Here is a 24,472-nt window from a genome sequence, read left to right as displayed (position 1 = left end):
TGTGCAGCAGGCCGGCAAGCAGGGCCAGGTGACGATCGTCGGCTTCGACGCGGGCCCGGCTCAGGTGAAGGCGCTGCAGGCCGGCACGGTGCAGGCGCTCGTCGCGCAGGAGCCCGCCACCATCGGCTCCGACGGCGTGAAGCAGGCCATCGCCGCGCTGAAGGGCGAATCCACCGAGGAGAAGATCCAGACCGGCTTCACCATCCTCACGAAGGACAACATCGACGGCGAAGGCAAGGACGCGGTCTACAAGTCCTCCTGCTGACACACCCCGGATGCCGGGGCCCGCGCACGCGCGAGGTCCCGGCATCCACACCCCCTTCTTCCTCGCGCGAGTCGCCAGGAATCGTCGCCGCGGAAGCCCCGGAGGCGACAGAACCTGCCACCTCACGCGGAACGTCCCCGGCGCCTCGCACGGAGGAACGCCCACCCCGACAAGAGAGACACCGCCGTGCCGCTGGCCGACATGCCCACGCTCCTCGCCGCGCACCGCGCGGTCGGGGCCTTCAACTTCATCACCCTCGAAGTCGCCGAGGCGATCGTCGCCGGCGCCGAGGCGGCGGGGTCCGGCGTGATCCTGCAGCTGTCGCAGAATGCCATCGCGTTCCACGGCGGGCTCGCCCCCGCCGCCACCGCCGCGCTGCGCCTGGCCGAGTCCGCCCGCGTCGACGTCGTGGTGCACCTCGACCACGCGACCGACGAGCCCCTCGTCGACGAGGCTGTGGCCGTCGGCATCCGCTCCGTGATGTTCGACGCCGCTCATCTCACGGATGCCGAGAACGTCGAGCGCACCGCCGCGGTCGCCGCCCGGGTGCACGCGGCGGGCGGCTGGATCGAGGCCGAGCTCGGCGAGATCGGCGGCAAGGGCGCCCACGCGCCCGGCGTGCGCACCGACGTCGACGAGGCCGTGCGCTTCGTCCAGGCGACCGGCGTCGACGCCCTCGCCGTCGCGGTCGGCAGCGAGCACGCGATGCGCGAGCGCAGCGCCACGCTCGACGAGGACCTCATCGCGCGGCTCGCCGCCGCCCTCCCCACTCCGCTCGTGCTGCACGGATCCAGCGGCGTCGCCGACGCCGGCATCGACGGCGCCGTGCGCGCCGGGATGCGCAAGATCAACATCGGCACGCATCTCAACAAGGTGCTCACCGCCGCGGTGCGCGACGAGCTCACCCGCGATCCCGACGCCATCGACCCGCGCCGCTGGCTCACGCCCGGGCGGTCGGCCGTGGCGGCAGAGGTGCACCGCCTGCTCGACGTCGTCACCGGAGTGCGCGCGTGAGCGCCATCGTGACCCTCACCGCCGCGGGCGCGATCGACGCGACCTATCGCGTCGACGCGCTGCGTCGGGGCGCCTTCGCCCGCGCCGAGAGCTACACGCGCGAGGTGAGCGGCAAGGGCGTGAACGTCGCGGCCGCACTCGCCGCCGGGGGAGCCGACGCCGCCGCCGTGGTCGTGCTCGGTGCCGACGACGTGCGCTTCGCCCGGTGCGGACTGACCGCACCTCTGCTGCGCATCGTCGAGGTGCCCGGAGCGACGCGCGTCAACACGTCGATCATCGACGCCGACGGCGCGACGACGAAGGTCAACGCCCCCACTCCGCCGCTCGCGGCGGAGGCATGGGATGCCACCCTCGCGGCGCTCCGCGATGCCCTCGGCGACGCCCGCGAGCCGTGGCTGGTCATCTCCGGGTCGCTGCCCGAGATCGCGGGCACCGGGCAGCTCGTCGATCTCGGCGATGCGCGGGCCCTCGCGCGGGACCTCGGCGCGCGCATCGCCGTCGACACCAGCGGCGCGGCCCTCGCCGACCTCCTCGCCGATCCCGCGGGTGTCGAGCTGCTCACCCCGAACGTCGAGGAGCTCGCCGCGGCCGTCGGTCGGCCGCTCAGCACCGTCGGCGACGTGATCGCCGCCGCGCGCGAGATCGTGGCGCGCGGGGTGCCGACGGTCCTGGCGAGCATGGGCTCCGACGGCCTGCTCGCCGTCACCGCCGACCGCGCCGTCTTCGCGCGCGCCGAGGCACCGTCCGTCGCCAACACCGCCGGCGCCGGCGACGCCGCCCTCGCCGGCTTCCTCCTCGGTCTCACCCGCGCTCCCGCCGCGACCGCCTCCGGTGACGACCCCCTCGCCATCGCCGCCGCGTCGGCCGCGGAGTGGGGTGCGCACGCCGTGGCGCACGCCTCGACCGTCGTCGCGGGGCCGCCGCACGGCATCCGTGCCGTCGTCGACGAGCGGCCCGATCCGGCCCGACCGCTGAGCGCCGAGGAGGCGCCGTGACCCTGGTCGCGCCCGAGATCGCCGCGGCGGTCTCCGACCCCCGGCGGCTGCGCACGCGCGCGATCGACCGCGTCGCGTACGCGAACGACGCGTCGCACTACCTGCTCACCCCGGATGCCGTGGTCGTCGCGGCCGACGCCGCGGAGGTCGGTGCGATCCTGCGCGCGGCCACCGTCTCGCGCACCCGGGTGACGTTCCGCTCGGGCGGGACGAGCCTGTCGGGGCAGTCGTCGGGGGCGGGGCTCCTGGTCGACGTGCGCCAGGGGTTCGGTCGCATCGACGTGCTCGACGGCGGACGCCGCGTGCGTTCGCAGCCCGGGGCCACGGTGCGGCAGGTCAACGCGCGGCTCGCCCGCCACGGGCACCGCCTCGGCCCCGACCCCGCGAGCGAGGCGGCGTGCACGATCGGCGGCGTCATCGCGAACAACTCCAGCGGCATGGCGTGCGGGACGGTGGAGAACTCGTACCGCACCCTCGAATCGCTCGTGCTGGTGCTGGCATCCGGGACCGTCGTCGACACGGCCGATCCCGACGCCGACCGTCTGCTGCACGAGCGCGAGCCCGCTCTCGCCGAGGAGCTGATGCGGCTGCGCGAGCGAGTGGTGCAGAACGCCGCGAGCGTCGCGCTCATCGAGCGGCAATTCGCGATGAAGAACACCATGGGCTACGCGCTCAACGCGTTCCTCGACTTCGACACCCCCGCGGCCCTCCTCGCGCACCTCGTCGTCGGTTCGGAGGGCACGCTCGCCTTCGTCGCCGAGGCGACCTTCCGCACGGTGCCGATCCGGCCGGCGATCGCGACCACCCTCGCGGTCTTCCCGACGCTGGATGCGGCCACCCGCTCGCTTCCTGCGCTGGTCGCCACGGGCGCGGCGACGCTGGAGCTGATGGATGCCACCTCCCTACGCGTCGGACAGCGTCTGGCCGGGACCCCCGCCGCCATCCACGGCTTCGAGGCGACGACGCAGGCGGCGCTGCTCGTGGAGTACCACGCCGACGACGCCTCCGCCCTGGGCGACCTCGCGGCCGCCGGCGCGCGCGTGCTCGGGGAGCACCCCCTGCTCGACGCCGCGGTCTTCTCCGACGACCCGGTGCAGCGCGCCGCCGCCTGGACCTTCCGCAAGGGCCTCTACGCCTCGGTCGCCGGTGCGCGGCCGAGCGGTACGACGGCGCTGCTCGAGGACATCGTCGTGCCGGTCGAGCGTCTCGCCGACACCTGCGAGGGGCTCCAGGACCTGTTCGAGCGGTTCGGATATCGCGACAGCGTGATCTTCGGCCACGCCAAGGACGGCAACATCCACTTCATGCTCACCGACCGCTTCGAGGGAGCGACGGCCCTCGGGCGCTTCGAGGGCTTCACCGACGCGATGGTCGACCTCGTGCTCGACGCCGGCGGCAACCTCAAGGCCGAGCACGGCACCGGACGCGCGATGGCGCCGTACGTCCGCCGGCAGTACGGCGACGACCTGTATGACGTCATGGTGCGGCTCAAGCGCTTGCTCGACCCGAGCGGCATCCTGAATCCGGGCGTGATCATCGACGACGACCCGACCGCGCACATGCAGAACCTCAAGACGCCCGTGTCGATCGAGCCCGAGGCCGACCGGTGCGTGGAGTGCGGGTACTGCGAGCCGGTGTGCCCGAGTCGGTCGCTGACGCTCACCCCGCGGCAGCGCATCGTCGTGCGGCGCGCGTCCACCGCTGCTCGCGAGCGCGGCGACGGGGCGCTCGTGGCGGAGCTCGAGAAGGACTACGACTACGACGGCGTGCAGACCTGCGCCGTCGACGGCATGTGCCAGACGGCGTGCCCCGTGCTCATCAACACCGGCTCGCTCATGAAGCGCTTCCGCCGCGAAGACGCCGACCCGGTGCTCGCCGCCGGCTGGTCCGCCGCGGCGACCGGCTGGGGCGCGGTGACGCGTGCGGGAGCCGCCGCCCTGAGCGTGGCATCGGCCCTGCCCACGCCCGCCGTGCGCGCGGTGACGGATGCCGCTCGCGCGGTGCTCGGCACCGACGCGGTGCCGCGGTACGCAGAGGAACTCCCCGCGGGTGGGTCGTCGCGCCGGTCGCTGGGGCCGGTGGTGGGAGCTCCCGGGGTCGCGCCGAGCGCGGTGTTCCTCCCCGCGTGCGTGGGCAGCATGTTCGGCCCCGCCGACGGCATCGGCGCCACGGCGGCCTTCACCCGGCTGCTCGAACGCGCGGGAGTGTCGGCGGTGGTGCCCGAAGGCATCGACGCCCTCTGCTGCGGCACGCCCTGGTCGTCGAAGGGCTACGCGAAGGGGCACGCAACGATGACCGCCCGCGTGCGCGCCGCGGTACGCGCGGCGTCGCAGGAGGGGGCCCTCCCGCTCGTCTGCGACGCGTCGAGCTGCACCGAGGGGTTCGCGGCGACCCTGCGCGAGGAGGGGGTGACGGTGGTGGATGCCGTGGCCTTCGCGGCATCCACTCTCCTCCCGCGTCTCACGCCGACGCCGGTGGCCGAGCTGTTGGCGCTGCATCCGACCTGCTCGTCGACGCAGCTGGGCATCGACCCGGCACTCCGGGCGGTGGGGGAGGCCGTGGCATCCGAGGTGCGCGTCCCCGACGCGTGGGGGTGCTGCGCCTACGCGGGCGACCGGGGGATGCTGCACCCCGAGCTCACGGAGGCCGCGACGGCCCCCGAGGCAGCCGAGGTCGCGAGGTTCGGTGCCGACGCCTTCGCGTCGTGCAACCGCACGTGCGAGCTGGGGATGACGAAGGCGACGGGGGAGTCGTACGTGCACGTGCTCGAGCTGCTGGAGCGGGCGACGCGGTAGCGACGCGCGTCGCGGGGTGACTCGATGCCCCGGTGAGGACGCCGACGCTCACTCGCACGACGAAGGCCCGGGCCGAGCGGCCCGGGCCTTCGTCGTCGATCACGGGACGTTCGTCACGGGACCGGCGTGAGAGCGACCGCGTCGATGAACGCCGTGGCGTCTCCGCTCGGCGCCGAACCGCGGAACGTGATCTGCCGGTCGCCCGCCGCCACCGTGAAGGTGGGGGAGGTGTGGGCGGTGAACGTGCTCGTCGGCGGGGCGAAGGTGTCGACCACCGTTCCGTCGACGACCACCTGAATCGTCTGCACCGCGGCGTACCCGGGGCGGCGTGACGCCTGGTAGCTCAGCGTGTAGGTGCCGGCTTCCATGTCGAGAGTCTGCGCGAACGAGCCGTGCTCGCCGTTGCGCGACTGCAGGAGGGCGGTCTGCGTGCCCTCGGGGGCCGAGGGGGCGCCGAAAGCGCTGCCGTTGTGCTGGATGCCGGAGCGTCCGACGAACGACCACCCTTCGGTGAAGGGCGCCGACTTCACCCCGGTGGTCGACGGGGTCTCGAAGCCGGTGTTGGACAGGGCCGCCGGTTCGGGCGGAACGGGTGCCTCGATGCGCACCGCGTCGAGGAACGCCGTGCGGTCGCCGGAGGGCGCCGTGGCGCGGAAGGTGATCGTGTGACGTCCGCCGTCGGAGGTGAAGGCGTTCGTGCGCAGTGTCGTGTACGCGCTCGTGGAGCCCACCGCGAACGACCCGATGACCGTGTCGTCGTAGAGCACGTCGAAGCTCTGCGCCTGGTAGCCCGAGCGGCCGGAGAGGGCGAACACCACCTGGTAGTCGCCGGCGGGGAAGGCGACCTCCTGCGAGATCGTTCCCTGCACGCCCCCGTCGGTCTTGAGGTAGGCGACCTGCTGTCCCTCGATCGGGGCGGGAGGTCCGAGGGGGCCCTGGGCGTTCTGGATGCCGGAGCGGCTGTCGAACGTCCAGCCGTTCGTGAAGGGACCGGTCTTCGACTTCGTGCCGCCCGGCTTCTCGAATCCGGCGTTGTTCAGCGTGACCAGGGGGTAGGACGACGGCAACTCGGGGCTGACGTAGCAGCGCCGGGTGCCCGAGGGGTTCGGGTCGCCGAGGGTCGCGGTGTCGCACGAGACGGGTCCGGTCTTCGCTTGGTAGGTGAACAGCCCGTCGCCGCCGAAAGCGACGCTCTGCTGGCCCGAGAAGAAGCACTGGCCGCCCTCGTTCGCGCAGAGGGTGTAACCGTCGGGCCCCTGCGAGACGCCGCCCACCTTGAACAGACGACTCGTCACGCCCGAGGGCTGCGTGCCCGCGGCGAATGCGGCGGCGCGGTAGAGCTTCGTGGAGGTTTCGGTGAGGATCACCGGTCGTTCGTACAGCGTCGAGCTCGCCGTGGGGGTCGAGCCGTCGGTGGTGTAACGGATCTGCGCGCCCGCGGTCGCCGTCGACAGCGTCAGCACCTCGGAGCCGGCGTACACGCCGCTGTCGAGGTCGAACTGCACCGGGTCGACGCGCGCCGAGGTGAGCTGCGGCGTGACCGTGACCAGCGCGATGCCCGACGATGTCGGGTCGGCCGTGCTCGTGGCGCGGACGGCGACCTTGCGCTCCGAGTCCACCGCCGGCGGGGTGTACAGGCCGGACGTCGAGACCGAGCCGGTGCCGGTGCCGTCGACCGTCCAGGTCACCCCTGCCGCGCCGTCGACGACATCGGCGCTGAGCTGCACGGTGGAGCCGGAGGCGACCGAGGGATCGACGTCGCCCATCCGCACCTGCACAGCGGGGTCGGCGGTGGTGTACACGGCGAAGGAGTAGCCCTCGTCGAGGTCGTCGGAGAAGCTCGTGCCCGCCGGAAGCGTCGCCGAAACCGTCGGCAGCAGGGCGTTGTCATCCGGCACGAGGTCGTCGGAGTACACGACGCGGTGGAAGTCGGCGTTCACGGCGGTGCCGCCGAAATCGACGGTGAGATCCGTCGGGGCGGCGCCCTTCGACTCCACGAGCACGGTGTAGTCGCCGTCCGCGTCGCGGAAGACGGCCGAGCGGACGTCGGTCGATGACGAGGTGGATGCCAGCACCTCGCTGTGCGCGGGGATGTAGCGGTTCAGCAGACCCGCCGACAGGAACGTCTTGCGTGGCTCGAGGCCGAGGGGCAGGGCGTCCCACATGTTGTACGTGCCGTTCGTGTCCCCGTCGGGGTCGACGGTCCACGTGCCGTTGAGCTGCCAGACGAGCATCGAATGCAGGCCCAGGTTCGCGCCGGCGATGACGTAGTTGGCGTAGCCGGAGTTCCAGCCGCTTGCGTTGTCATCGGACCAGCCGAACTCCGACATGTTCACGGGCTTGCCGCCCGCGACGTTCTTGCGGGCGTTGATGCTGCCCGGGACCGAGCCGTACGAGTCGCCGTAGGTGTGGAAGCTGTACTGGTCGAAGGCGTCGCCGCCGTTCTGGGCCATGTAGGTCGTCCACGCGGGGGCGCCGGTCTCTTCCGGACCCCAGATCTCGACCTCGTCGCGCAGCCCGTCGGCCACGAGGCGCTGGTGAACGGCCTGGGCCATCTGCACGTAGGCGGCCTGCTGGTCGCCGGGAGCCTCGAAGTCCCAGCTGCCGTTGGGCTCGTTGTAATAGGTGAGGTACCTGACGTTGTCGTACCCGCGCACGTTCTTCAGCTGGTCGATGAGCGCCGAGGCGGATGCCGCGTAGGCGGCGTTGTCGGCGGGCGCGCTCGTCCACGGGTCCACGCCCGGGATCGAGAACCAGTCGTGCACGGTGGAGCCGACCTTCCACCCGAAGTTCAACTCGATGTCGGTGCCGGCGGCCTGGAAGGCGTCGAGGTAGCGGTAGAACGCCTTCATGCGGTCGCTGTCCCACGTGTAGACGCCCTTGTCGGGCTCCATCCAGTCGATCTGGAACCACACGCGCGCGACCTTGGGGCGGATGGTGGCGATGCGTTCCGCGTCGACGGCCCAGTCGGCATCCGTGTATCCGAAACCGCGCGAACGCTCCATCAGGGCGGAGGGGATGACGTTCACACCGATGCCGAGGAAATCGTCCTGCACGACGGTGTCGGTGTCGACGGAGACGGTCGCGGTGGTGTCGGCGGCGGCCGGCGTCACGCTGCCGGCGACCGCCAGCGAGGCGATCACGGTGCCGACGGTCGCGAGCGCCGTCCATCGGCGCGAGGGGCGGGGGGATGTCATGGAGGCTCCATCGTCGTTGAGGGGAGGTGCGACATGTGTAGTTCTACTACAAGAATGCGGTGCGAAGAGCGTACGACGACGGGTGAGGTGCCCACAAGGCGCGGTGGAAAGCTAGTGGAGGTAGTGCTGCTACTCACGCGACGGATCGGGCGGGGGTCGACGACATCAGCGCCCGCGCATCAGAACCGCCGTGCGTTGGCCAGGACCGGGATCTTCGCGCGGACGTCGGGGACCGCGGACAGGGCCGCGGCGATGTCGACGACCCGCGTCTCCGGGGCGTCGCCCAGCCGCACGATGTCCGTGCCGTCGGCGGTGATGACTCCGCTGTACCCGATGCCGGTGGGGGCGCCGACACCGTCGTCGCGACCGGTCGAGAGCGGGTCGGCCTGGCCCACCGCGACCACCACGGTCGTGGTGTCGAGTGCGCGCGTACGGGTGAGCAGCTCCCAGTGCTCGCGCTTGCCGGGGCCCGACCCCCACGACGCGGCCACGAGCACGAGCTGTGCGCCGTCGTCGGCCAGGGCGCGGAACAGCGCCGGGAAGCGGACGTCGTAGCAGGTGGCCAGCCCGATGCGCACGCCGTTCAACTCGAAGACCACCGGCTGAGCGCCGGGCTCGACGGCATCCGACTCCCGATATCCGAACGCGTCGTAGAGGTGGATCTTGTCGTAGGCGGCGTCGACTGCGCCGGCCGCCAGCAGCGTATTGCGCACCCGACCGGGGGTGGCAGCAGGGGTGAACATGCCGACGACGATCGTGACGCCGGTCTCGCGAGCGATGCGGCGGACCTCTTCGGCCCACGCGCCGTTGATCGGCTCAGCGACTTCGGCGAGATCGGGACCGGCGAAACGGCACATCACCGCCTCGGGGAACACGACGAGCTCGGCGCCGTCGGCGGCGGCGCGCGCGGTCTCCCGGGCGATGAGGGAAAGGTTCTCGAGCGGGTCGGAACCGGCGACGACCTGAGCCAGGGCGATGCGCATATGAGTCTCCTTCGTACGGGTCTCCCCGTGTTGTATACCTGTCGTATGCCTTCTGTCGTGCCCCCCTCGGGCCGAGACCGTGCTCTCGGACACCTTCGCTCGCTGCTGACCGACCCGCAGGTCGAGGGGGGCTTCATCAACGAGCAGGACGTGGCCGATGCCGTGGGGGTCTCGCGCACTCCGGTGCGCGAAGCGCTGCTCATCCTCGCGTCGGAAGGGCTGGTCGATCTGGAGCCCCGTCGCGGTGCCCGCGTCGCGGCCCTCACCCCGCGGGAGACGGCCGAGCTGATGGAGATGCGCGGGCTGATCGAGCGATTCGCCGTGCAGCGCGCCCTGGCCCAGCAGCTCTCGCCGCACGAGGCTCTCGCCGAGGTCATGCGGCGTCAGGACGCGGTGACCGAGGGGCTCGAACGCCTGACCTTCGACCAGGCCCGCGCGTGCATCGAGCTCGACCGGGAGTTCCATCAGACCCTGGTCGACGCCGCGGGCAACGCGTTGCTCTCGCGCAGCTACGCAGCCCTGCGCGAGAAGCAGGTGCGGGTCGGGATCTCCGCGCTGGGCATCGGCCCCTCGCGGTGGAACGCCGTGACGCACGAGCACGGCGCGATCATCGAGGCCCTCCGCGCCGGAGACCAGGCGGCGGCCGAGAAAGCCATCGACGACCACCTGAGCATCACGCTCCGGACGATCCTGACCGGCGCGTGAGGCGCGGCACCTCGGCCGGGGCGCGGGAGCGCTCCGACCGAGGGACGGGATGCCATTGACCCTCAGGATGTGGGGTGCGCTCCGGTCAGGACGTCGAGGTACTCCTCGTCTTCGGCGTGCTGCGGGTTGCGGCCGAGCAGCAGGCCGACGATGGTGAGCACGGCCGCGACGCCGAGGTAGATCGCCGGAGCGACCCAGCTGCCGGTCGCGCTGAGCAGCGCCGTGAAGATCACGGGAGCCAGGGCGCCGCCGAACACGCCGGCGATCGTGTACGCCAGCGACGATCCCGTGTAGCGCAGGCGCGGGCTGAACTGCTCGGCGATAAATGCGGCCTGCGGCCCGTACATGAACGAGTGGATGGCCAGGCCCACGACGACGCCCAGGATGAACAGCGGCTGCGAGCCGCCGCCGATCATGAGGAAGAACACGAACGGCCAGCCTGCGGCGGCCACGGCGGCGATCGCGTACAGCACACGGCGGTTGACCAGGTCGCTGATCCACCCTGCGAGGGGGATGAGCGCCAGTTGGAAGGCGGAGCCGATGAGGGTGGCCGTGAGAACCTGCGAGCGCTCCATGCCGAGTTGCGTGAGTCCGTAGGTCAGTGTGAAGACCGTGAACATCGCGTAGAGGATGTCGGGCGCGAGGCGGCACAGGATGGCCGCGAGAAGGCCGCGACCCTCGAGGCGGAACACGTCCTTGATGGGGGCCTCGGGCCGGTCGCCGGACTGTTCGATGGCGCGGAAGATCGGGGTGTCCTCCAGGGCGAGGCGGATCCACAGGCCGAAGGCGACGAGAACCGCGGACAGCAGGAAGGCGACGCGCCAGCCCCATGCGAGGAACTGCTCGTTCGAGAGGGTGAGCGTCAGCAGGGCGAGCACGCCGTTGGCGAGCAGGTTGCCGGCGGGAGGGCCCACCTGGGCGGCGGAGGCCCAGAAGCCGCGGCGCCGCGGGGTTCCGAACTCGCTCGAGAGGAGGACGGCCCCGCCCCACTCGCCGCCGACGCCGACTCCCTGAGCGAAGCGCAGCAGTACGAGGATCACGGCCGCGAGCGGACCGATCGCGCCATAGGTGGGGAGGACGCCGATGAGGAAGGTCGCGATGCCCACCAGCAGGAGGGTGATGACGAGGACCTTCTTGCGACCGATCTTGTCGCCCAAGCGGCCGAACACGATGCCGCCGACCGGGCGCGACAGGTAGCCGACGGCGTAGGTGGAGAACGCCAGCAGCGCGCCGGTGAGCGGGTCGCTCTCCGGGAAGAACAGCGCCGGGAAGACGACGGCGGCGGCGGCGGAGTAGACGGCGAAGTCGTACCACTCCAGCGCCGTGCCGGTGAGGCTGGCGGTGTACGCCTTGGCGAGCGAGCGCGTGCGCTCCCGGCCGCCCGGTACAGCGTTTCGAACGTTCGTCATGAGAGTCCCATCTGGTGTCGGCGAGTCAGGCTGCCGCGTTTTCGTTTCTCTCATACTTCCTGTATACAAGGCGTATACGCAACCGATGCGGAGAGATTTTCCCGCGTCGTAACAATGGGAAGAGGCGACGTGACCGCTCTGGAATTCGAGATCATCGGCGAGGGCACCCTCGTCTCCGTCGACGTGACGCACCTGTACAACGCCGGCTACGCCGGTCGCGACCAGGCGGCCGTCAAGCACCACATCGACGAGCTGGCCGAGCTGGGAGTGCCGGCGCCGACCACCACCCCCTCGCTCTACCCCGTCTCCTCGTACCTGGCCCGGCAGGGCGACCGGGTCGAGGCGCAGCACGAGCGCACCTCCGGCGAAGCCGAGTGGGGCGTCGTCATCGTCGGGCCGGGCGAGGATGACGTGCTCCTCACGGTCGCCTGCGACCACACCGACCGCGCCCTGGAAGTGCACGGCGTCGCCTGGAGCAAGAACGCCGGTCCCGACGTGCTCGGCCGCCGCGCCTGGCGCCTGTCGTCGCTGGCCGACCGTGCCGACGACCTTCGTCTGCGGGCGTGGGTGGGCGCGGAGCGCGCCCTCATCCAGGACGGCAGGGTGGGGGAGCTCCTTTCGCCGCAGTACTGGCTCGATGTGCTCGCCGAGCGCGGCGAGCGCCAGGAGGGCGTCGCGCTCATCTCGGGCACAATCCCGATGATCGCGGGTGTCGACCAGTTCAGCGACCGCTGGGAGGTCGAACTCCTTGACGAGAGCACGGGCGAGTCCAGCGTCGTCCGCTACGACGTCGACCGGATGCCGACGCCCATCGGCTGAGCCCTCACGCTCGCGGAGCGGCCCTTCGGTCGCTCGCGACGAGGGCCCGGACCGGGAGGTTCGGGTCCTCGTGTCCGCTCATCCGGGGATCGGGGTCACGCTGGGGCCAGCCGCAGCGCCCCCAATCCCGTGACCTCGAGCCGCACGGCATCCAACCCGTCCACCACCAGGTCGGCGCGCAACTCCTCGTCGGCGGTCGTGCCGGTCAGCGCCATCACCGCGCATCCGGCTGCGCGGGCGGCGGCGATGCCGGCGGGGGCGTCTTCGACGACGAGGCAGCGCGAGGGATCGACGCCGAGACGCTCGGCCGCCAGGAGGAACGGCTCGGGGTCGGGCTTGCCGTTGACGACGTCGTCGACCGTGACGAACACGTCGGGGTGGGTGAATCCGGCCGCGGCCAGGCGAGCCGTGGCGATCGGCACGGAGCCCGAGGTCACGATGGCGCGGCGGTCGGCGGGCACCGAGGAGAAGAACGCCGCGGCGCCCCGAATGGGCGCGAGGCCCACGGCATCCGCCACCTCGAGGTCGGTGACGTGCGTCAGCGCCTCGGCGTGCCGGTCGGTGGGCAGGAGGAGGCTCACGAGCGTGCGGGCGGGCTGGCCGTGGTTGGCGTGCAGGGCCTCCATCGACACGTCGAAGTGCTCCGCGAAGCGCCGCCAGGAGCGGGCGACGGATGCCGTGGAGTCGACGAGGGTGCCGTCGAGGTCGAAGAGTACGGCGTCGAACTCGCGCGCGAAGATCGCGGCTCCGGCGTCGAGCGGGCGACGGATGCCGAGCGCGGGCAGCACGCGCGCGAGCTGCTGCCCGGTCGAGAGTTCGGCGTCGACGGCGATCACGGGGACGGCGGGTGGAACGGACGGGGTGTCGGGGCGGTGCGCGTCACGGGCGGCGCCGCGCGCGGCGCGACGGGTCGCCAGGATCGTGGGGTCGCCGTCGACGTGGATGACGATGGGCTCGACGGGGAAGAGAGCGTCGCGGAACGCCCGCCAGTCGTCGCCGCCGGCGAGTTCCGCGGTGAAGGGCGCGACGACGACCACGCGGCCCGCCGTCGACAGGGCGTCGGCGGCTGTCGCGCGCAGGGCGGCGTAGCGCCCGGCGCGGATGACGCCGGCGTGCGGGGAGGTGAGCCAGTGGCCGCCGAGGGCGTCGTCGGGCAGGGCGTCGAGCAGGGGCGTGGTCACGCTGTCGAGGTCGACGAGGGGTGCCCGCAGCTCGGCGGCGAGGGCGCGTCCGAGCGTGCTCTTGCCGCTTCCGGCGGGTCCGGCGACGACCACGGCGAGCGATTCGGGTATTTGACACGACGACGGCATACCCCCACCATAGACGTAGCAAGTCACCGGTGTCATGCTCGTCATTCCGGGGCTCGAAGAAGTTCCGGAGAGGACGGTCGCTCATGCAAGACACCGGTGACATGGATGCCGCGCAGCCGCGCCTCCACGCCGGGCTCGACCTCGGCAGCACGGGCATCAAGATGCTCGTCATCGACGACGCCGGCGCCGAGCTCGCCGGTGCCCAGGTGCCCACGCCCTGGCGCGTGGGTCCCGGCGGAACGACCGACATCGACGCCGCCGACCTGCTCTCGGCCGTTCGCGCGCTCATCGACCTCGTCGACGCCGAGCTCGCTCCGGCGTCGTCTGCTCCGCTGACCTCGCTCGCCGTCGCGGGAATGGGCGAGACCGGCATCCTGATCGACGCCGACGGCGCCGCGGCGGCACCCGGATACGCGTGGTTCGACCCGCGCGGGTGGGAGCAGATCGACGCCTTCCCCGCCGAGGTGCGCGACGAGTTCGCGGGCCGCACCGGACTGCCGCTCGGCGCCCAGGTGAGCGTGGCGAAGCTCGCGTGGCTGCGCGACCAGGGAACCGACCTCGCGGGGCTGCGCTGGCTCGACCTCCCCGAGTTCGTCGTCGCGGCCCTCGGCGGAGACGTGGCGCTCGAGCTCTCGCTCGCCTCGCGCACCGGGCTCATCGACCAGGACTCCGGCGCGGCGTGGCCCGCGATGCTCGCCGCTCTCGGCGTCGACGACGCGCTGCTGCCGCCGCTGCGCGGGGGCGGACTCCCCTGGGGCACGGCATCCACCGTCTTCGGTCCGCGCGTCGCGGGTGCCGCTCTCACGGTCGCCGGACACGACCACCTCGTCGCCGCGCAGGCCAACGGCACCCTGGATGCCGACGGCTACCACGTCTCACTCGGCACGGCCGAGGTGCTGCTGCGCGTGCTCGACGAACCCCTGGGCTTCGCGGCGCGCCGGCGACTCGCCGACGCCCTCATCAACGAGGTGCGCCACGTCGTCCCCGGCAAGCACGTGCTCGTCGCCGGCGTGAAGACCGGCCTGCTGCTGCGCCGTGCGCTGCACGCCGCCGGCATCGGCGACCGCGCGGGCCGCGATGCGCTCGATGCCGCGGTGATGGCCCTGCCCTATGAGGGCGAGCTGCCGGCCGGGGCCATCGAGGTGACGGGCTCCCGCAACGACGACGGCATCCTGCGCCTGACGCTGCACACCGAGGCGTCGCCCGCCGAGATCTTCGGCGCCGTGCTGCGGCACAGCAACGACGAGATCGCCGCCCTCATCGCCGCGATGGACCGCGAGGTCGCGCCGGCGACGCACTCCACGCTCACCGGAGGGTGGGCGGGCATGGCGTCGGTCCGCCGCGCCCGCGCGGAGGTGCTGCCGGATCCGTCCCTGTCCACCCGCGAGCAGGACGTCGCGTACGGAGCCGCCGACATGGCGCGGCGCCTCGTCTCGGCATCCGTCCCCTCCTGACTCCCCGCCCGCCGCGCCCGTACCGACCGGACGCGCCAACAGACCCCAGAGAAGAGAGATCATGAACGCACTCACCACCATCGAGCGCCGCGCGCTCCAGTCGATCAGCACCCCCGACGGCCACATGCTCATCGTCGCCGCCGACCAGCGCAACGGCATGAAGGCGGCCATCAAGGACGCCCCGAACGGCTCCGACGCCATCTCGCGCGACGAGCTCGCCGAGGTCAAGGCCGACCTGGTGCGCCACCTCGCGAACCACGCGCCCGCAATCCTCCTCGACCCCGAGGTGGCGCTTCCGCAGATCGTCGACGACGGCGTGCTCGCCCGTGACACCGCCCTCGTCGTCGGTCTCGACGCCTCGGGTGCCGAGACGGTCGACGGCCTGAAGTACACGCGGTACGTCCCCGGCACCACGCCGCACTCCATCCGCGAGCAGGGGGCCGACGTCGCCAAGATGCTCTGGTACACCCGCCCCGACAAGCAGGATGCCGACTCCCGCGTCGCGCACGAGATCCGCGACCTCGTGAAGGCGTGCGACGAGGAGGGCCTGCTCCTGATCGTCGAGCTGCTGACCTACCAGCTCGAGGACGAGAGCGACGAGGAGTACCAGGCGAAGTTCGCCGACCTCGTCGTCGACGGGGCCGCCCTCGCCGTCGCGTGCGGCGCGAAGATCCTCAAGCTGCAGTACCCCGGCTCCGCCGAGGCCAGCGCCCGCGTGACCGAGGCCGCCCAGGGCGTGCCGTGGGCCGTGCTGTCGGCCGGTGTCGACCACGAGACCTTCATCGAGCAGGTGCGCACGGCCGTCGCCAACGGCGCCTCGGGCGCGATGGCCGGCCGGTCACTGTGGAAGGACAGCCTGTCGATCGACGCCGATCGTCGCGAGGAGCTGCTCTCGGGCCGCGCCCTGCCGCGTCTGCGCGAGCTCGCCGACGCCGTCGACGGCCGCTGACGTGATCCCGCCCGCCCGACACCGGCTGCCTCGTCCGGCCGTGTCCGACTCCCCTCGGACCGGCTCCCCGTGGGCGCACGCGGAAGACGGATGCCACCGTGTCGGGCGGGCAGCCGGGGCGCTCCGAGACGCCGGTCCCACGTCGCCCGCTCGCGCGGCGGGCCATGGGCCGGCAGCCCTTCGCGGCCCCTCCGCGCGGGGCGGGCCGTCGGCCGCCGTCACCCGGCGGATAGGGTTGCACGTCGAAGCCCCCACCCGCCCCCACCCCGGAGGTGCCTCGTGACCACGATGCGCGACGTCGCCCTGCGCGCCGGGGTGAGCACGAAGACCGTGTCGCGCGTCTTCAACGACGACCCCCACGTGCTGCCCGACACGCGCGCCCTCGTCGAGGCCGCGATGCGCGAGCTCAACTACGTGCCCAACGCCCTGGCCACGACGTTCCGCGCCGGGCGCGCCTCGGTCATCGGGGTCGCCGTGCCCGACGTGGTCGACCCGTTCTTCGCCGCCATCGCCCGCGCGGTGGAGGACACCGCGCGCCGCCACGGCCTGTCGACCCTCGTCACGAGCCTCGGCGAGAACCCCGACGACGAGCGGCCCGCCCTCGAGTCGCTCCTCGGCCGTCAGCTGACGGGCCTGGTCATCGCCCCCGTCGGCACCGACCACTCGTGGCTCGAGCGCTGGCGCGGACACACCCCCATCGTGTTCGTCGACCGCGCCCCGGTCGACCTGCTCACCGACACGTTCACCGAGAACGACGAGGCCGGCGCGCACCTGGCCACGACTCACCTGCTCTCGCACGGGCACCGCCGCATCGCCTACGTGGGCGACATGGTGCACCTCTCGACCGAGACCAACCGCGTCGAGGGCTGGCGGCGGGCCCTGCGCGAAGCGGGCGTCGACGTCGACGAGCGACTCGTCGCCTCGCGCGTCTCCGACCGCGCGTCGGCGGCATCCGCCCTCCAGCGTCTTCGCGGCCTCGACGATCCGCCCACGGCGCTGTTCTCGGCGAACGCGCGCTCGTCGATGGCGCTCGCGCACGTCCTGCGCGGCGAGCCGCTGCCGTTCGTCGGTTTCGGCGACTTCCCCATGGCCGACACCCTCACCCCCTCGGTCACCGTGATCGATCAGGACCCGCGCCGCATCGGCGCGCTCGCCGCGGAGCGGGTCTTCGCGCGTCTGCAGCCCGACGCCGGCCTCGACGAGGTCACGGTCATCGACGTGTCGCTGGTGGAGCGGGAGTCCTGCGCGCTCTGACGCCGCCCTCTCGCGCGAGGTGCCAGCAATGGTCGCTTGCGGCGGTGCCGAGGCGACGATTTCCGGCACCTCGCGCGGGTCGAACACGGGAGAGGGCGTGGCGCAAGAGCTCGCCCGGCGTCGGACGCGCGCGATAGGAAGAGAGTCCACCGCCACCGCTCCCGAGAAGAGGGCTCCGATGACGACCTCCCCGCACCCCGACCGCCGCACCGCCGCTCGGACGGAGGTGGCGTCGTGAGGCTCACCGACACCAGCGACCTGTGGTGGAAGACCGCTGTCTTCTACAACCTCGACGTGAAGACCTACCTGGATGCCGACGACGACGGTGTGGGCGACCTGCGCGGCCTCGCGCAGAGGCTCGACCACCTCGCCGAACTCGGCGTGACGTGCCTCTGGCTCGCGCCGTTCTACCCCTCGCCGCAGCGCGACAACGGCTACGACATCGAGGACTACTACGGCGTCGACCCCCGCTACGGCTCGCTCGGCGACATGGTCGAGGTGCTGCGCACCGCGCACGACCGCGGCATGCGGGTGATCGTCGACCTCGTCGTGAATCACACCTCCGACCGGCATCCGTGGTTCCAGCAGGCGCGGCAGAGCCTCGACAGTCGCTATCGCCACTTCTATCAGTGGCGCGATGAGGTGCCCGACGACGCCCCCGCGAGCATGTTCCCCGACGTCGAGGACGGGGTGTGGTTCTTCGACGAGAGCGCCGGGCAGTGCTACAAGCATTCGTTCTACCGGCACCAGCCCGACCTCGCCACCGACCACCCCGAGGTGCGCGAGGAGATCGCCAAGGTCATCGGGTTCTGGCTCGAGCTCGGCATCGACGGTTTCCGTGTGGATGCCGTGCCCCACCTCATCGACGGCGACGACGGCCCTGAGCACGACTTCCTCCGCGCGCTGCGGGGCTACGTCTCGCGCCGCAGCGGTCACGCGATGATGCTCGGCGAGGTGAACCTCCCGTACGACGAGCAGTTGCGCTTCTTCGGCGATGCCGACGGCGACGAGCTGACCATGCAGTTCGACTTCGTCGCCAACCAGCGCCTATACCTCACCCTCGCGCGCCAGGATGCCGGCCCGCTACGCGAGGCGCTGGAGTCGCGGCCCGAGATCGCCCGGGGCAACCAGTGGGGCAACTTCGTGCGCAACCACGACGAGCTCACCCTCGATCAGCTCACCGCGGCGGAGCGCGACGAGGTGTTCACGGCCTTCGCGCCGGAGGAGGGGCAGCGCATCCACGGTCGCGGGATCACGCGACGCCTCCCGGCGATGCTCGACGGCGACCCGCGCCGCATCCGCATGGTCTACAGCCTGATCTTCTCGCTCCCCGGGGCGCCGGTGCTCTACTACGGCGAGGAGATCGGCATGGGCGAGAACCCCACGATCGAGGGGAGCCGCGCCGCGGTGCGCACGCCCATGCAGTGGACGGGCACCGCCGACGCCGGCTTCTCGGTCGCCGACGAGCTCATCGCCGACGTCGTTCCCGGCGGGTTCGGCCCCGAGCACGTCAACGTGGCGCAGCAGCGGCACGATCCCGGCTCGATGCTGCGCTTCGTGCAGAACCTCGTGCGCCACTACCGGGCCTCTCCCGAGATCGGGTGGGGGGAGCTCGGCATCCTGGATCAGCCCCACGCGTGCGTGCTGGCCCACTCGGTGTCGAGCGAACTCGGCATGCTCGTCGCCGCGCACAACTTCGCCCCGGACGGGCGCACGTTCCGGCTGCGCATCGAGGGGGCGGATGCCGGAGGCTGGAGCGTCGTGAACCTGCTCGACGACGCCGCGGGGTCGGAGACCCTCGACGGCGACGGGTTCGAGGTGACGCTCGACGGGTACGGGTACCGGTGGTGGCGGGTGATCCGGCCCGGGGAGCGGCGCATCGCGTGAGCATGCGCATCGAGAGCGAGGGGGATGAACGGGCGCGGCGCCCCCCAATGGCGCCGCGCCCGTCACCGACGGGATCGGGAAGCCTCTCCCGATCGCTCGCGCACCCGGTTTCCCCCACGTCCGCCGGCGCGCGGTCTGATCCATACAAGCACAGCCTCTTGTAATTAGCACCCGACGGGTGATCGTAAATACGACCAAGGGTGAGTGCGAGGGTCGTCTACGATCGAATCGTGGGTCGCGGCGCAGTCGGACCACCCTCCCGGTACTCCCGTCGAGTGGTGGCGAACGTGGATCGCCTGCGGAGGGCGAAAGGGCTCACCGTCGGCGAGCTGCTCAGTCGCGCCGGAATGACGAAGAGCTACTACCAGTCGCGCGCCGGGTTCTCGCTGCCCTACAACACCAACGACCTCGAGGCGCTCGCGACCGCACTGGGCGTCACGCCCGAGGAGATCGCGAGCCCCGACACCGCGCCGCGCGTCGAGATGCGCGTCCCGGCCGCACCGCTCGCCGCCCGCGTGCGCCGGCTCGTCGCCGCCCAGGCCGCCAGCGCCGAGGAGCTGTTCGCGCACCTCGACGGCATCGACCCCGGGGCCGCCGACAGCGCACGCATGCTCCTCGCCGAGGGCACCACGAGCCTCGTGCTCGACGAAGAAGTGCTGCGACTCATCACCCAGTGGGGCGATGTGCCGACCGAGTACCTCACCGACTACACCGACGACGCGGTCACCGACCGCACGGATGCCGAGCTGGAACTGCGCGACGCGATGCGCGACGCCGGGGCCAGCAGCATCCAATTCCGGGCCCTCGGTGAGATGTCGCCCGATGCCCTTCGCGCCATCGCGCAGTCGCTGCGAAGCAGGCCGCCGGCGACATGAGCGGCCGCGACGGGGGGAGAGCGGTGGCCGAGGCGGAGATGCTGAAGCGGGTGCAGGCGAGGGTCGATCGGGCGATCGCGCGCGCGGGCCTCTCGGCCGACATGGGTTTCGACGACGTGGTCCACGCTGTCGCGCGCGCCGTCGGCATCCGTCTGCGGGTGGTCCGCGAGACCGACACGAGCGGCTGGGGGACCCTCACCGGCTACCTCACCTTCTTCGCCGATCGGGGCGAGGCCAGCATCCACGTCCGCGCCTCGGACCCGGCCCTGTACAGCCAGTTCGCCGCGTCGCACGAGCTCGGCCATCTGCTCGACGACGCGCACTGCACCGGCGCCCTGCACGAGCGCGGCGCCCGCGAGCGCTCCGCGGTCGTACCGGACCACGACCCGCTGCTGACCACGCCCGAGGTCGAGACGGAGCTCGTCGCCGAGCACGTCGCCCACCGCATCTCCCGCCTGTTGTACGCGAGCCCCCGGGTGGCGGAGTCGTCGTGGTGACGGTCCTGCTCATCGACGCGGCTCTCGTCGCGCTTCTGCTGCTCGTGGTGGGCCGTGCCCGCGCCGCCCGGCGTCAGCCGCGGGCGCGCATCGCCTGGCTGGCCGGCGTCGTCGGCGCTGTCGCGCTGCTGACGCAGGGCACGGTGATCCCGCTCGGCGTGCTCGACGCTCTGCTCGGCGGCTCGAACATCCTCAAGCTGGTCCAGGGCGTGCTGACGATGGTGGCGCTGTGGCTCGGCATCCAGGCGGGGATCGCGCCCGTGACCGCGCGCGTCTCCACGCTGCGCTGGCGCGTGCCCGCGATCCTCGCCGTCGTCTTCGCCGTCGTGTTCTTCGTCGCGATGCCGGTGCGTCCCGGGACGTCGTTCCGCTTCATCGAGGACGCCGTCGCCACATCGACGGGGGCATGGGTCTACGGGGTCGTCCACATGGCCGGGATCGCGCTCGTCGGGACGATGCTGTGCGTCTCGGCCCGCGTCTCGCTCCCCGGCGTGCGGTGGTTCTTCCGGGCGGGCGCGATCGGCATCGTGCTGGGGTGCGTGAGCGAGATCGTGGACCTCACCCTCACGCGGTTCTTCACCCCGGTCCCCGTGGTGAGCGCTCTGTTCGATCCGCTCTTCTACCTCGGGGTGCTCGCCTTCGTCGTCGGCATCTTCCGCGCCTCGCGCGTGACCGGCCGCATCCGCCGGCGCGCCGCGGCGCTGCTGGAGGAGATCGACGCCGTCGCCGAACGTCGAGGGGTGGCGAGTCTGCCCGGCCTCGCCGACGACCCGTCCGTCGACACGCGCCTGCACGCGCTGCGCGTCGCCGTCGAAGATCACGCGATCGCCTCGTCGTCGCCTCTCGACGCGACGGAGCGCGCGCTCCTCGACGACATCGACGCCCACCTCACCCGCCGCTCCACGGGAGTCCGCTCATGATCCGATCCCTCGCCGTCGGTGCCGGCGTCACCGCCGCCGCCGTCGCCCTCGCCCACACGGCGCTCGCCGGGTACGTCGCTCGGCGGCTCATCGCGCCCCGCGCCGCCAAGGTCTCCGCACCCGTGACGATCGCGGGCGGCACGGTGACCGTGCCCGCCACGCTCGAGAGTCGCGAACCGGGCACCTACGGCCTGTGGCTCGCGGACGGTCGGCACGTCGTCGTCGGCGAACCGCTGCGCATCGAGAAGGACCGGGTGGTGCGCGAGCTCGCCTCGCGTCCCGACGGTGTCGGAGACGGCGAGATCGTGGCCACCTGGACCTCGCAGAGCATCGGCGCCCCCGAAGACGTCGGTCCCACCCGTCACGTCGAGGTGCCGTTGCGGCGCGGCGGCGTCGCCGAGGCGTGGGAGATCGGCGATCCCGAGACGGTCGACGGGCGCTGGACGATCCACGTGCACGGGCTCCGGTCGAGCCGCAACGGCGCGTTGCGCTCCGCGCCGGCGGCGGTGGATGCCGGGTGGATGGCGCTCGTGGTGTCGTACGCCGGAGACGAGGAGTGCGCCCCCGCCGATGCCCTCCCCTCCACCCTGGGCACGCGCGAGTGGCGCGACGTCGACGACGCGATCGCCTACGCCCTCTCCCGCGGTGCCCGCGAGATCGTGCTGGTGGCCTGGTCGATGGGCGGAACCATCGCGATGCTCGCGCTCGAGCATTCCGCGCACCGCGAGGCGATCGCCGGACTCGTCCTCGTCGCTCCGGCCCTGGACTGGCCGCGAGTGGTCGGCAACGCCGTGTCGAACGCGCACCTGCCCCGCACGGTCGCGGCGGCGTCGATGCGCGTGCTCGCCAGCCGCATCGGGGCGCGTGCCCTCGGCCTCGTCGAGGCGGTCGACGCGCGCGCCCTCACCTGGGTGGGCGGCCAGCGGCCCGGTCCCGGGGTGCCGACGATCATCCTGCACAGCCGCGTCGACCCCGTCGTGCCGTTCTCGGGCTCGGTGGCGTTCGTCGAACGGCATCCGGATGCCGAGCTCGCCGCGTTCGACGCCACCGGTCACTGCAACGAGGCCAACCAGGAGCCCGAGCGCTTCCACGACGTGATCGCCGGCTGGCTGCGCGCCCGCTGACACCCGAGCCTCGTTGAAAGGACCGGAACCCGCTTCAGCTCCGCGCTCAGCCGGCGGCGACCGCGGCGATCGCCCCGCGCGCCCCGCGCTCGGCGAGCGAGGCGCGCGCCGCGAGGTAGGCCTCGCGCAGGCGCGCGTCCTGCCCGAGGTCGCCGAAGACCGGCGTGTAGTCGAGCAGCGCCGCCGGGTCGTCGGCCACGATCGCGCGCAGGTCGTCGAGGCGGCTGTCGACCGCGGGGGTCTCCTCGCCCGTCTCGGTGCGTCCTTCGAGGAACACGCTCCACCCCGCGAGCACGAGGGCGGCGTGGTCGATGCGGCCGCCGGTGGCGAGCTGCTCGCGGACGACGGGCAGCAAAAACTTGGGGAGCCGATCGGAACCGTCGACGACCTGCCGGGCGAGTGTGTCGCGGATCGCCTCGCTGCCGAAGCGCGCGATGAGCTCGTCGCAGTAGGCGTCGAGGTCGATCCCCGGCACCGGTCGCAGCGTCGGGATCGCCTCCTCGTGCATGTATCCCTGCAGGAAGTCGACGAAGAGCTCATCGGTGCACACCTCGTGCACGTAGTGCGCACCCGACAGGATGCCGAGGTAGCTCATCGCCTGGTGCGAGGCGTTGAGCAGGCGGAGCTTCATGAGCTCGTACGGTTCCACGTCGTCGACGAGCTGTACGCCGACCTCGTCGAGCGGCGGGCGCCCGAGGGGGAAGGCGTCTTCGAGCACCCACTGCGCGAACGACTCCGAGCGCACGGGCCAGCGGTCGTCGATGCCGAACTCCTCGGCGACCGCCGCGCGCGTCTCGTCGGTGGTGACCGGGGTGATGCGGTCGACCATGGAGTTGGGGAACGACACGTTCGCGGCGATCCAGCCCGCGAGGTCGGGGTCGCGCAGGTCGGCGAAGCCCTCGAGCGCGGCGCGGGCGACGTGGCCGTTGCCCTGGATGTTGTCGCACGACATGACCGTGAAGGCCGGGATGCCGGCATCCCTCCGCCGACGCAGGCCCTCGGTCAGCAGGCCCATGACGCTGCGGGGCGGCTGGGCCCCGTCGAGGTCGGCGAGGGTCGCCTCGTCGCGCGGGGCGTACGCGCCGGTGGCGTCGTCGATGCCGTAGCCGCCCTCCGTGATGGTGAGCGAAACGATGGCGGTGTCGGGGTCCGCGAGCTTGGCGATGACGGCCTCGGGGTCGTCGGGGACGAAGAGGTAGTCGACGATCGAGCCGACGACGCGGGCCTCGGACGAGCCGTCGGGGGCGGTGGTGACGAGCGTGTAGAGGTCGTCCTGGGCGGCGAGGGTGTCGCGCATGGCGGCGTCGAACGACAGCACTCCGACGCCGCACAGGCCCCAGTCGGTGCGCCCGGCCTCGAGGAGGCGGTCGAGGTACATCGCTTCGTGCGCCCGGTGGAACCCGCCGACCCCGAAGTGCACGATGCGCGAACGCACCGCGCCGCGGTTGTAGGTCGGCACGGAGACGTGCGCCGCGAGGGAGGGGAGGGCGGCGGCGGTGAGGTCGGTCATGCGGTGCTCCGTGGGTGCGTGGCGGGAGAGGCGGGGGTACAGGTCCCTTCGACAGGCTCAGGGATCTGGCGCTTCGCGGGTCCGGTGGCTGAGCCTGTCGAAGCCTCCGGACGGGAGGGGTGGATGCCGCGACCCGTCGCGCGACGCGCGGGCCCCGGCATCCGTCTCGCGTGAGGGGTCGGTTTCTGTCGCTTCGAGCGTCTGGCGGCGACGGTTTCCGACCCCTCACGCGAGGAGGGAGGGTGTCAGCAGGAGGACTTGTAGACCGCGTCCTTGCCTTCGCCGTCGATGTTGTCCTTCGTGAGGATGGTGAAGCCGGTCTGGATCTTCTCCTCCGTCGCCTCGCCCTTCAGAGCGGCGATCGCCTGCTTCACGCCGTCGGAGCCGATGGTGGCGGGCTCCTGCGCGACGAGCGCCTGCACCGTGCCGGCCTGCAGCGCCTTCACCTGGGCCGGGCCCGCGTCGAAGCCGACGATCGTCACCTGACCCTGCTTGCCGGCCTGCTGCACT

At 72.2% G+C, this 24,472-nt stretch carries 20 protein-coding genes; 14 read left to right on the top strand and 6 right to left on the bottom strand.

Annotated elements, in window-relative coordinates; translation table 11 throughout:
- From B0B15_RS15910 to B0B15_RS15895, 4 genes are all read left to right on the top strand, one after another.
- Positions 1 to 265: substrate-binding domain-containing protein (locus B0B15_RS15910; RefSeq protein WP_143733836.1), on the top strand; the 265-nt coding region annotated here is incomplete at its 5' end.
- 186 nt (positions 266 to 451) lie between these two features.
- On the top strand, positions 452 to 1,279 hold the full coding sequence (locus tag B0B15_RS15905; protein ID WP_256334327.1) for a class II fructose-bisphosphate aldolase: 828 nt from the start codon (positions 452 to 454) through the stop codon (positions 1,277 to 1,279).
- Positions 1,276 to 2,274 carry a 1-phosphofructokinase family hexose kinase gene (locus tag B0B15_RS15900; protein ID WP_176776670.1) on the top strand — a complete coding sequence of 333 codons (999 nt, stop codon included), beginning with the start codon at positions 1,276 to 1,278 and terminating at the stop codon, positions 2,272 to 2,274. Before B0B15_RS15905 ends, B0B15_RS15900 begins: the two co-directional genes overlap by 4 nt.
- A complete protein-coding gene (locus tag B0B15_RS15895; RefSeq protein ID WP_076677998.1) occupies positions 2,271 to 5,069 on the top strand; it encodes an FAD-binding and (Fe-S)-binding domain-containing protein in 2,799 nt (932 codons plus the stop codon). Before B0B15_RS15900 ends, B0B15_RS15895 begins: the two co-directional genes overlap by 4 nt.
- 113 nt (positions 5,070 to 5,182) lie before the next feature.
- Here the strand turns inward: B0B15_RS15895 and B0B15_RS16655 are convergent, their stop codons facing one another.
- Together B0B15_RS16655 and B0B15_RS15885 are read right to left on the bottom strand one after the other, a co-directional pair.
- The gene (locus B0B15_RS16655; protein WP_076677996.1) at positions 5,183 to 8,266 is read right to left on the bottom strand and encodes a chitobiase/beta-hexosaminidase C-terminal domain-containing protein; all 3,084 of its coding nucleotides are present in this window, start codon (positions 8,264 to 8,266) and stop codon (positions 5,183 to 5,185) included.
- A gap of 179 nt (positions 8,267 to 8,445) precedes the next feature.
- The gene (locus B0B15_RS15885) at positions 8,446 to 9,249 is read right to left on the bottom strand and encodes a carbon-nitrogen hydrolase family protein (protein WP_076677994.1); all 804 of its coding nucleotides are present in this window, start codon (positions 9,247 to 9,249) and stop codon (positions 8,446 to 8,448) included.
- A 45-nt stretch (positions 9,250 to 9,294) separates the two neighbouring features.
- Here B0B15_RS15885 and B0B15_RS15880 point away from each other — a divergent pair, with 45 nt between their 5' ends.
- Positions 9,295 to 9,954: a GntR family transcriptional regulator gene (locus B0B15_RS15880; protein ID WP_076677992.1), complete on the top strand. Its 660-nt coding sequence runs from the start codon at positions 9,295 to 9,297 to the stop codon at positions 9,952 to 9,954.
- Between the two features lie 62 nt (positions 9,955 to 10,016).
- On the opposite strand, the gene B0B15_RS15875 is transcribed toward B0B15_RS15880, so the two are convergent.
- Positions 10,017 to 11,363: an MFS transporter gene (locus B0B15_RS15875; RefSeq protein WP_076677990.1), complete on the bottom strand. Its 1,347-nt coding sequence runs from the start codon at positions 11,361 to 11,363 to the stop codon at positions 10,017 to 10,019.
- Positions 11,364 to 11,492: 129 nt separating this feature from the next.
- On the opposite strand from B0B15_RS15875, the gene B0B15_RS15870 reads away from it, so the two are divergent.
- The gene (locus B0B15_RS15870; RefSeq protein ID WP_091366555.1) at positions 11,493 to 12,182 is read left to right on the top strand and encodes a DUF2848 domain-containing protein; all 690 of its coding nucleotides are present in this window, start codon (positions 11,493 to 11,495) and stop codon (positions 12,180 to 12,182) included.
- Positions 12,183 to 12,277: 95 nt separating this feature from the next.
- On the opposite strand, the gene B0B15_RS16090 is transcribed toward B0B15_RS15870, so the two are convergent.
- Entirely contained in the window at positions 12,278 to 13,519 is a 1,242-nt protein-coding gene (locus B0B15_RS16090) for an HAD-IA family hydrolase (protein ID WP_176776669.1), read from the bottom strand.
- Positions 13,520 to 13,575: 56 nt separating this feature from the next.
- Between B0B15_RS16090 and B0B15_RS15855 the strand changes: the two genes are divergently transcribed.
- The 8 genes from B0B15_RS15855 to B0B15_RS15820 all read left to right on the top strand — a co-directional run bounded on the left by B0B15_RS15855 (position 13,576) and on the right by B0B15_RS15820 (position 22,452).
- Entirely contained in the window at positions 13,576 to 14,946 is a 1,371-nt protein-coding gene (locus B0B15_RS15855) for an FGGY family carbohydrate kinase (protein WP_218123609.1), read from the top strand.
- A gap of 61 nt (positions 14,947 to 15,007) precedes the next feature.
- Positions 15,008 to 15,895: a tagatose-bisphosphate aldolase gene (locus tag B0B15_RS15850; protein WP_076677986.1), complete on the top strand. Its 888-nt coding sequence runs from the start codon at positions 15,008 to 15,010 to the stop codon at positions 15,893 to 15,895.
- Positions 15,896 to 16,183: 288 nt separating this feature from the next.
- On the top strand, positions 16,184 to 17,149 hold the full coding sequence (locus B0B15_RS15845) for a LacI family DNA-binding transcriptional regulator (RefSeq protein ID WP_083709119.1): 966 nt from the start codon (positions 16,184 to 16,186) through the stop codon (positions 17,147 to 17,149).
- A 234-nt stretch (positions 17,150 to 17,383) separates the two neighbouring features.
- Positions 17,384 to 19,036: an alpha-amylase family protein gene (locus B0B15_RS15840; protein WP_076677982.1), complete on the top strand. Its 1,653-nt coding sequence runs from the start codon at positions 17,384 to 17,386 to the stop codon at positions 19,034 to 19,036.
- Between the two features lie 278 nt (positions 19,037 to 19,314).
- A complete protein-coding gene (locus B0B15_RS15835; protein WP_076677980.1) occupies positions 19,315 to 19,911 on the top strand; it encodes a helix-turn-helix domain-containing protein in 597 nt (198 codons plus the stop codon).
- Positions 19,912 to 19,934: 23 nt separating this feature from the next.
- On the top strand, positions 19,935 to 20,408 hold the full coding sequence (locus B0B15_RS15830; RefSeq protein WP_076677978.1) for a hypothetical protein: 474 nt from the start codon (positions 19,935 to 19,937) through the stop codon (positions 20,406 to 20,408).
- A complete protein-coding gene (locus B0B15_RS15825) occupies positions 20,405 to 21,328 on the top strand; it encodes a hypothetical protein (protein WP_179078797.1) in 924 nt (307 codons plus the stop codon). The genes B0B15_RS15830 and B0B15_RS15825 overlap by 4 nt, the downstream gene beginning before the upstream one ends.
- A complete protein-coding gene (locus tag B0B15_RS15820) occupies positions 21,325 to 22,452 on the top strand; it encodes an alpha/beta hydrolase (RefSeq protein WP_076677974.1) in 1,128 nt (375 codons plus the stop codon). Before B0B15_RS15825 ends, B0B15_RS15820 begins: the two co-directional genes overlap by 4 nt.
- 46 nt (positions 22,453 to 22,498) lie before the next feature.
- Here the strand turns inward: B0B15_RS15820 and B0B15_RS15815 are convergent, their stop codons facing one another.
- Positions 22,499 to 23,962 (bottom strand): mannitol dehydrogenase family protein, encoded by a 1,464-nt coding sequence (locus B0B15_RS15815; protein WP_076677973.1) that lies wholly within the window; start codon positions 23,960 to 23,962, stop codon positions 22,499 to 22,501.
- A 245-nt stretch (positions 23,963 to 24,207) separates the two neighbouring features.
- On the bottom strand, positions 24,208 to 24,472 hold a 265-nt coding region (locus tag B0B15_RS15810), incomplete at its 5' end, for a substrate-binding domain-containing protein (RefSeq protein WP_143733835.1).

The sequence above is a fragment of the Microbacterium sp. RU1D genome (assembly GCF_900156435.1).
In the GTDB taxonomy this organism is placed as follows: domain Bacteria; phylum Actinomycetota; class Actinomycetes; order Actinomycetales; family Microbacteriaceae; genus Microbacterium.
Note: the sequence above shows the minus strand (reverse complement) of the source record. Positions and strands in the feature narration are given on the sequence as shown.

Coding starts and splice junctions, on each gene's coding strand:
- B0B15_RS15880 (WP_076677992.1), top strand. CDS start 9,295: ATGCCTTCTGTCGTGCCCCCCTCGGGCCGAGACCGTGCTCTCGGACAC.
- B0B15_RS15875 (WP_076677990.1), bottom strand. CDS start 11,363: ATGACGAACGTTCGAAACGCTGTACCGGGCGGCCGGGAGCGCACGCGC.
- B0B15_RS15815 (WP_076677973.1), bottom strand. CDS start 23,962: ATGACCGACCTCACCGCCGCCGCCCTCCCCTCCCTCGCGGCGCACGTC.
- B0B15_RS15850 (WP_076677986.1), top strand. CDS start 15,008: ATGAACGCACTCACCACCATCGAGCGCCGCGCGCTCCAGTCGATCAGC.
- B0B15_RS15855 (WP_218123609.1), top strand. CDS start 13,576: ATGCAAGACACCGGTGACATGGATGCCGCGCAGCCGCGCCTCCACGCC.
- B0B15_RS15820 (WP_076677974.1), top strand. CDS start 21,325: ATGATCCGATCCCTCGCCGTCGGTGCCGGCGTCACCGCCGCCGCCGTC.
- B0B15_RS15885 (WP_076677994.1), bottom strand. CDS start 9,249: ATGCGCATCGCCCTGGCTCAGGTCGTCGCCGGTTCCGACCCGCTCGAG.
- B0B15_RS16655 (WP_076677996.1), bottom strand. CDS start 8,266: ATGACATCCCCCCGCCCCTCGCGCCGATGGACGGCGCTCGCGACCGTC.
- B0B15_RS15845 (WP_083709119.1), top strand. CDS start 16,184: ATGCGCGACGTCGCCCTGCGCGCCGGGGTGAGCACGAAGACCGTGTCG.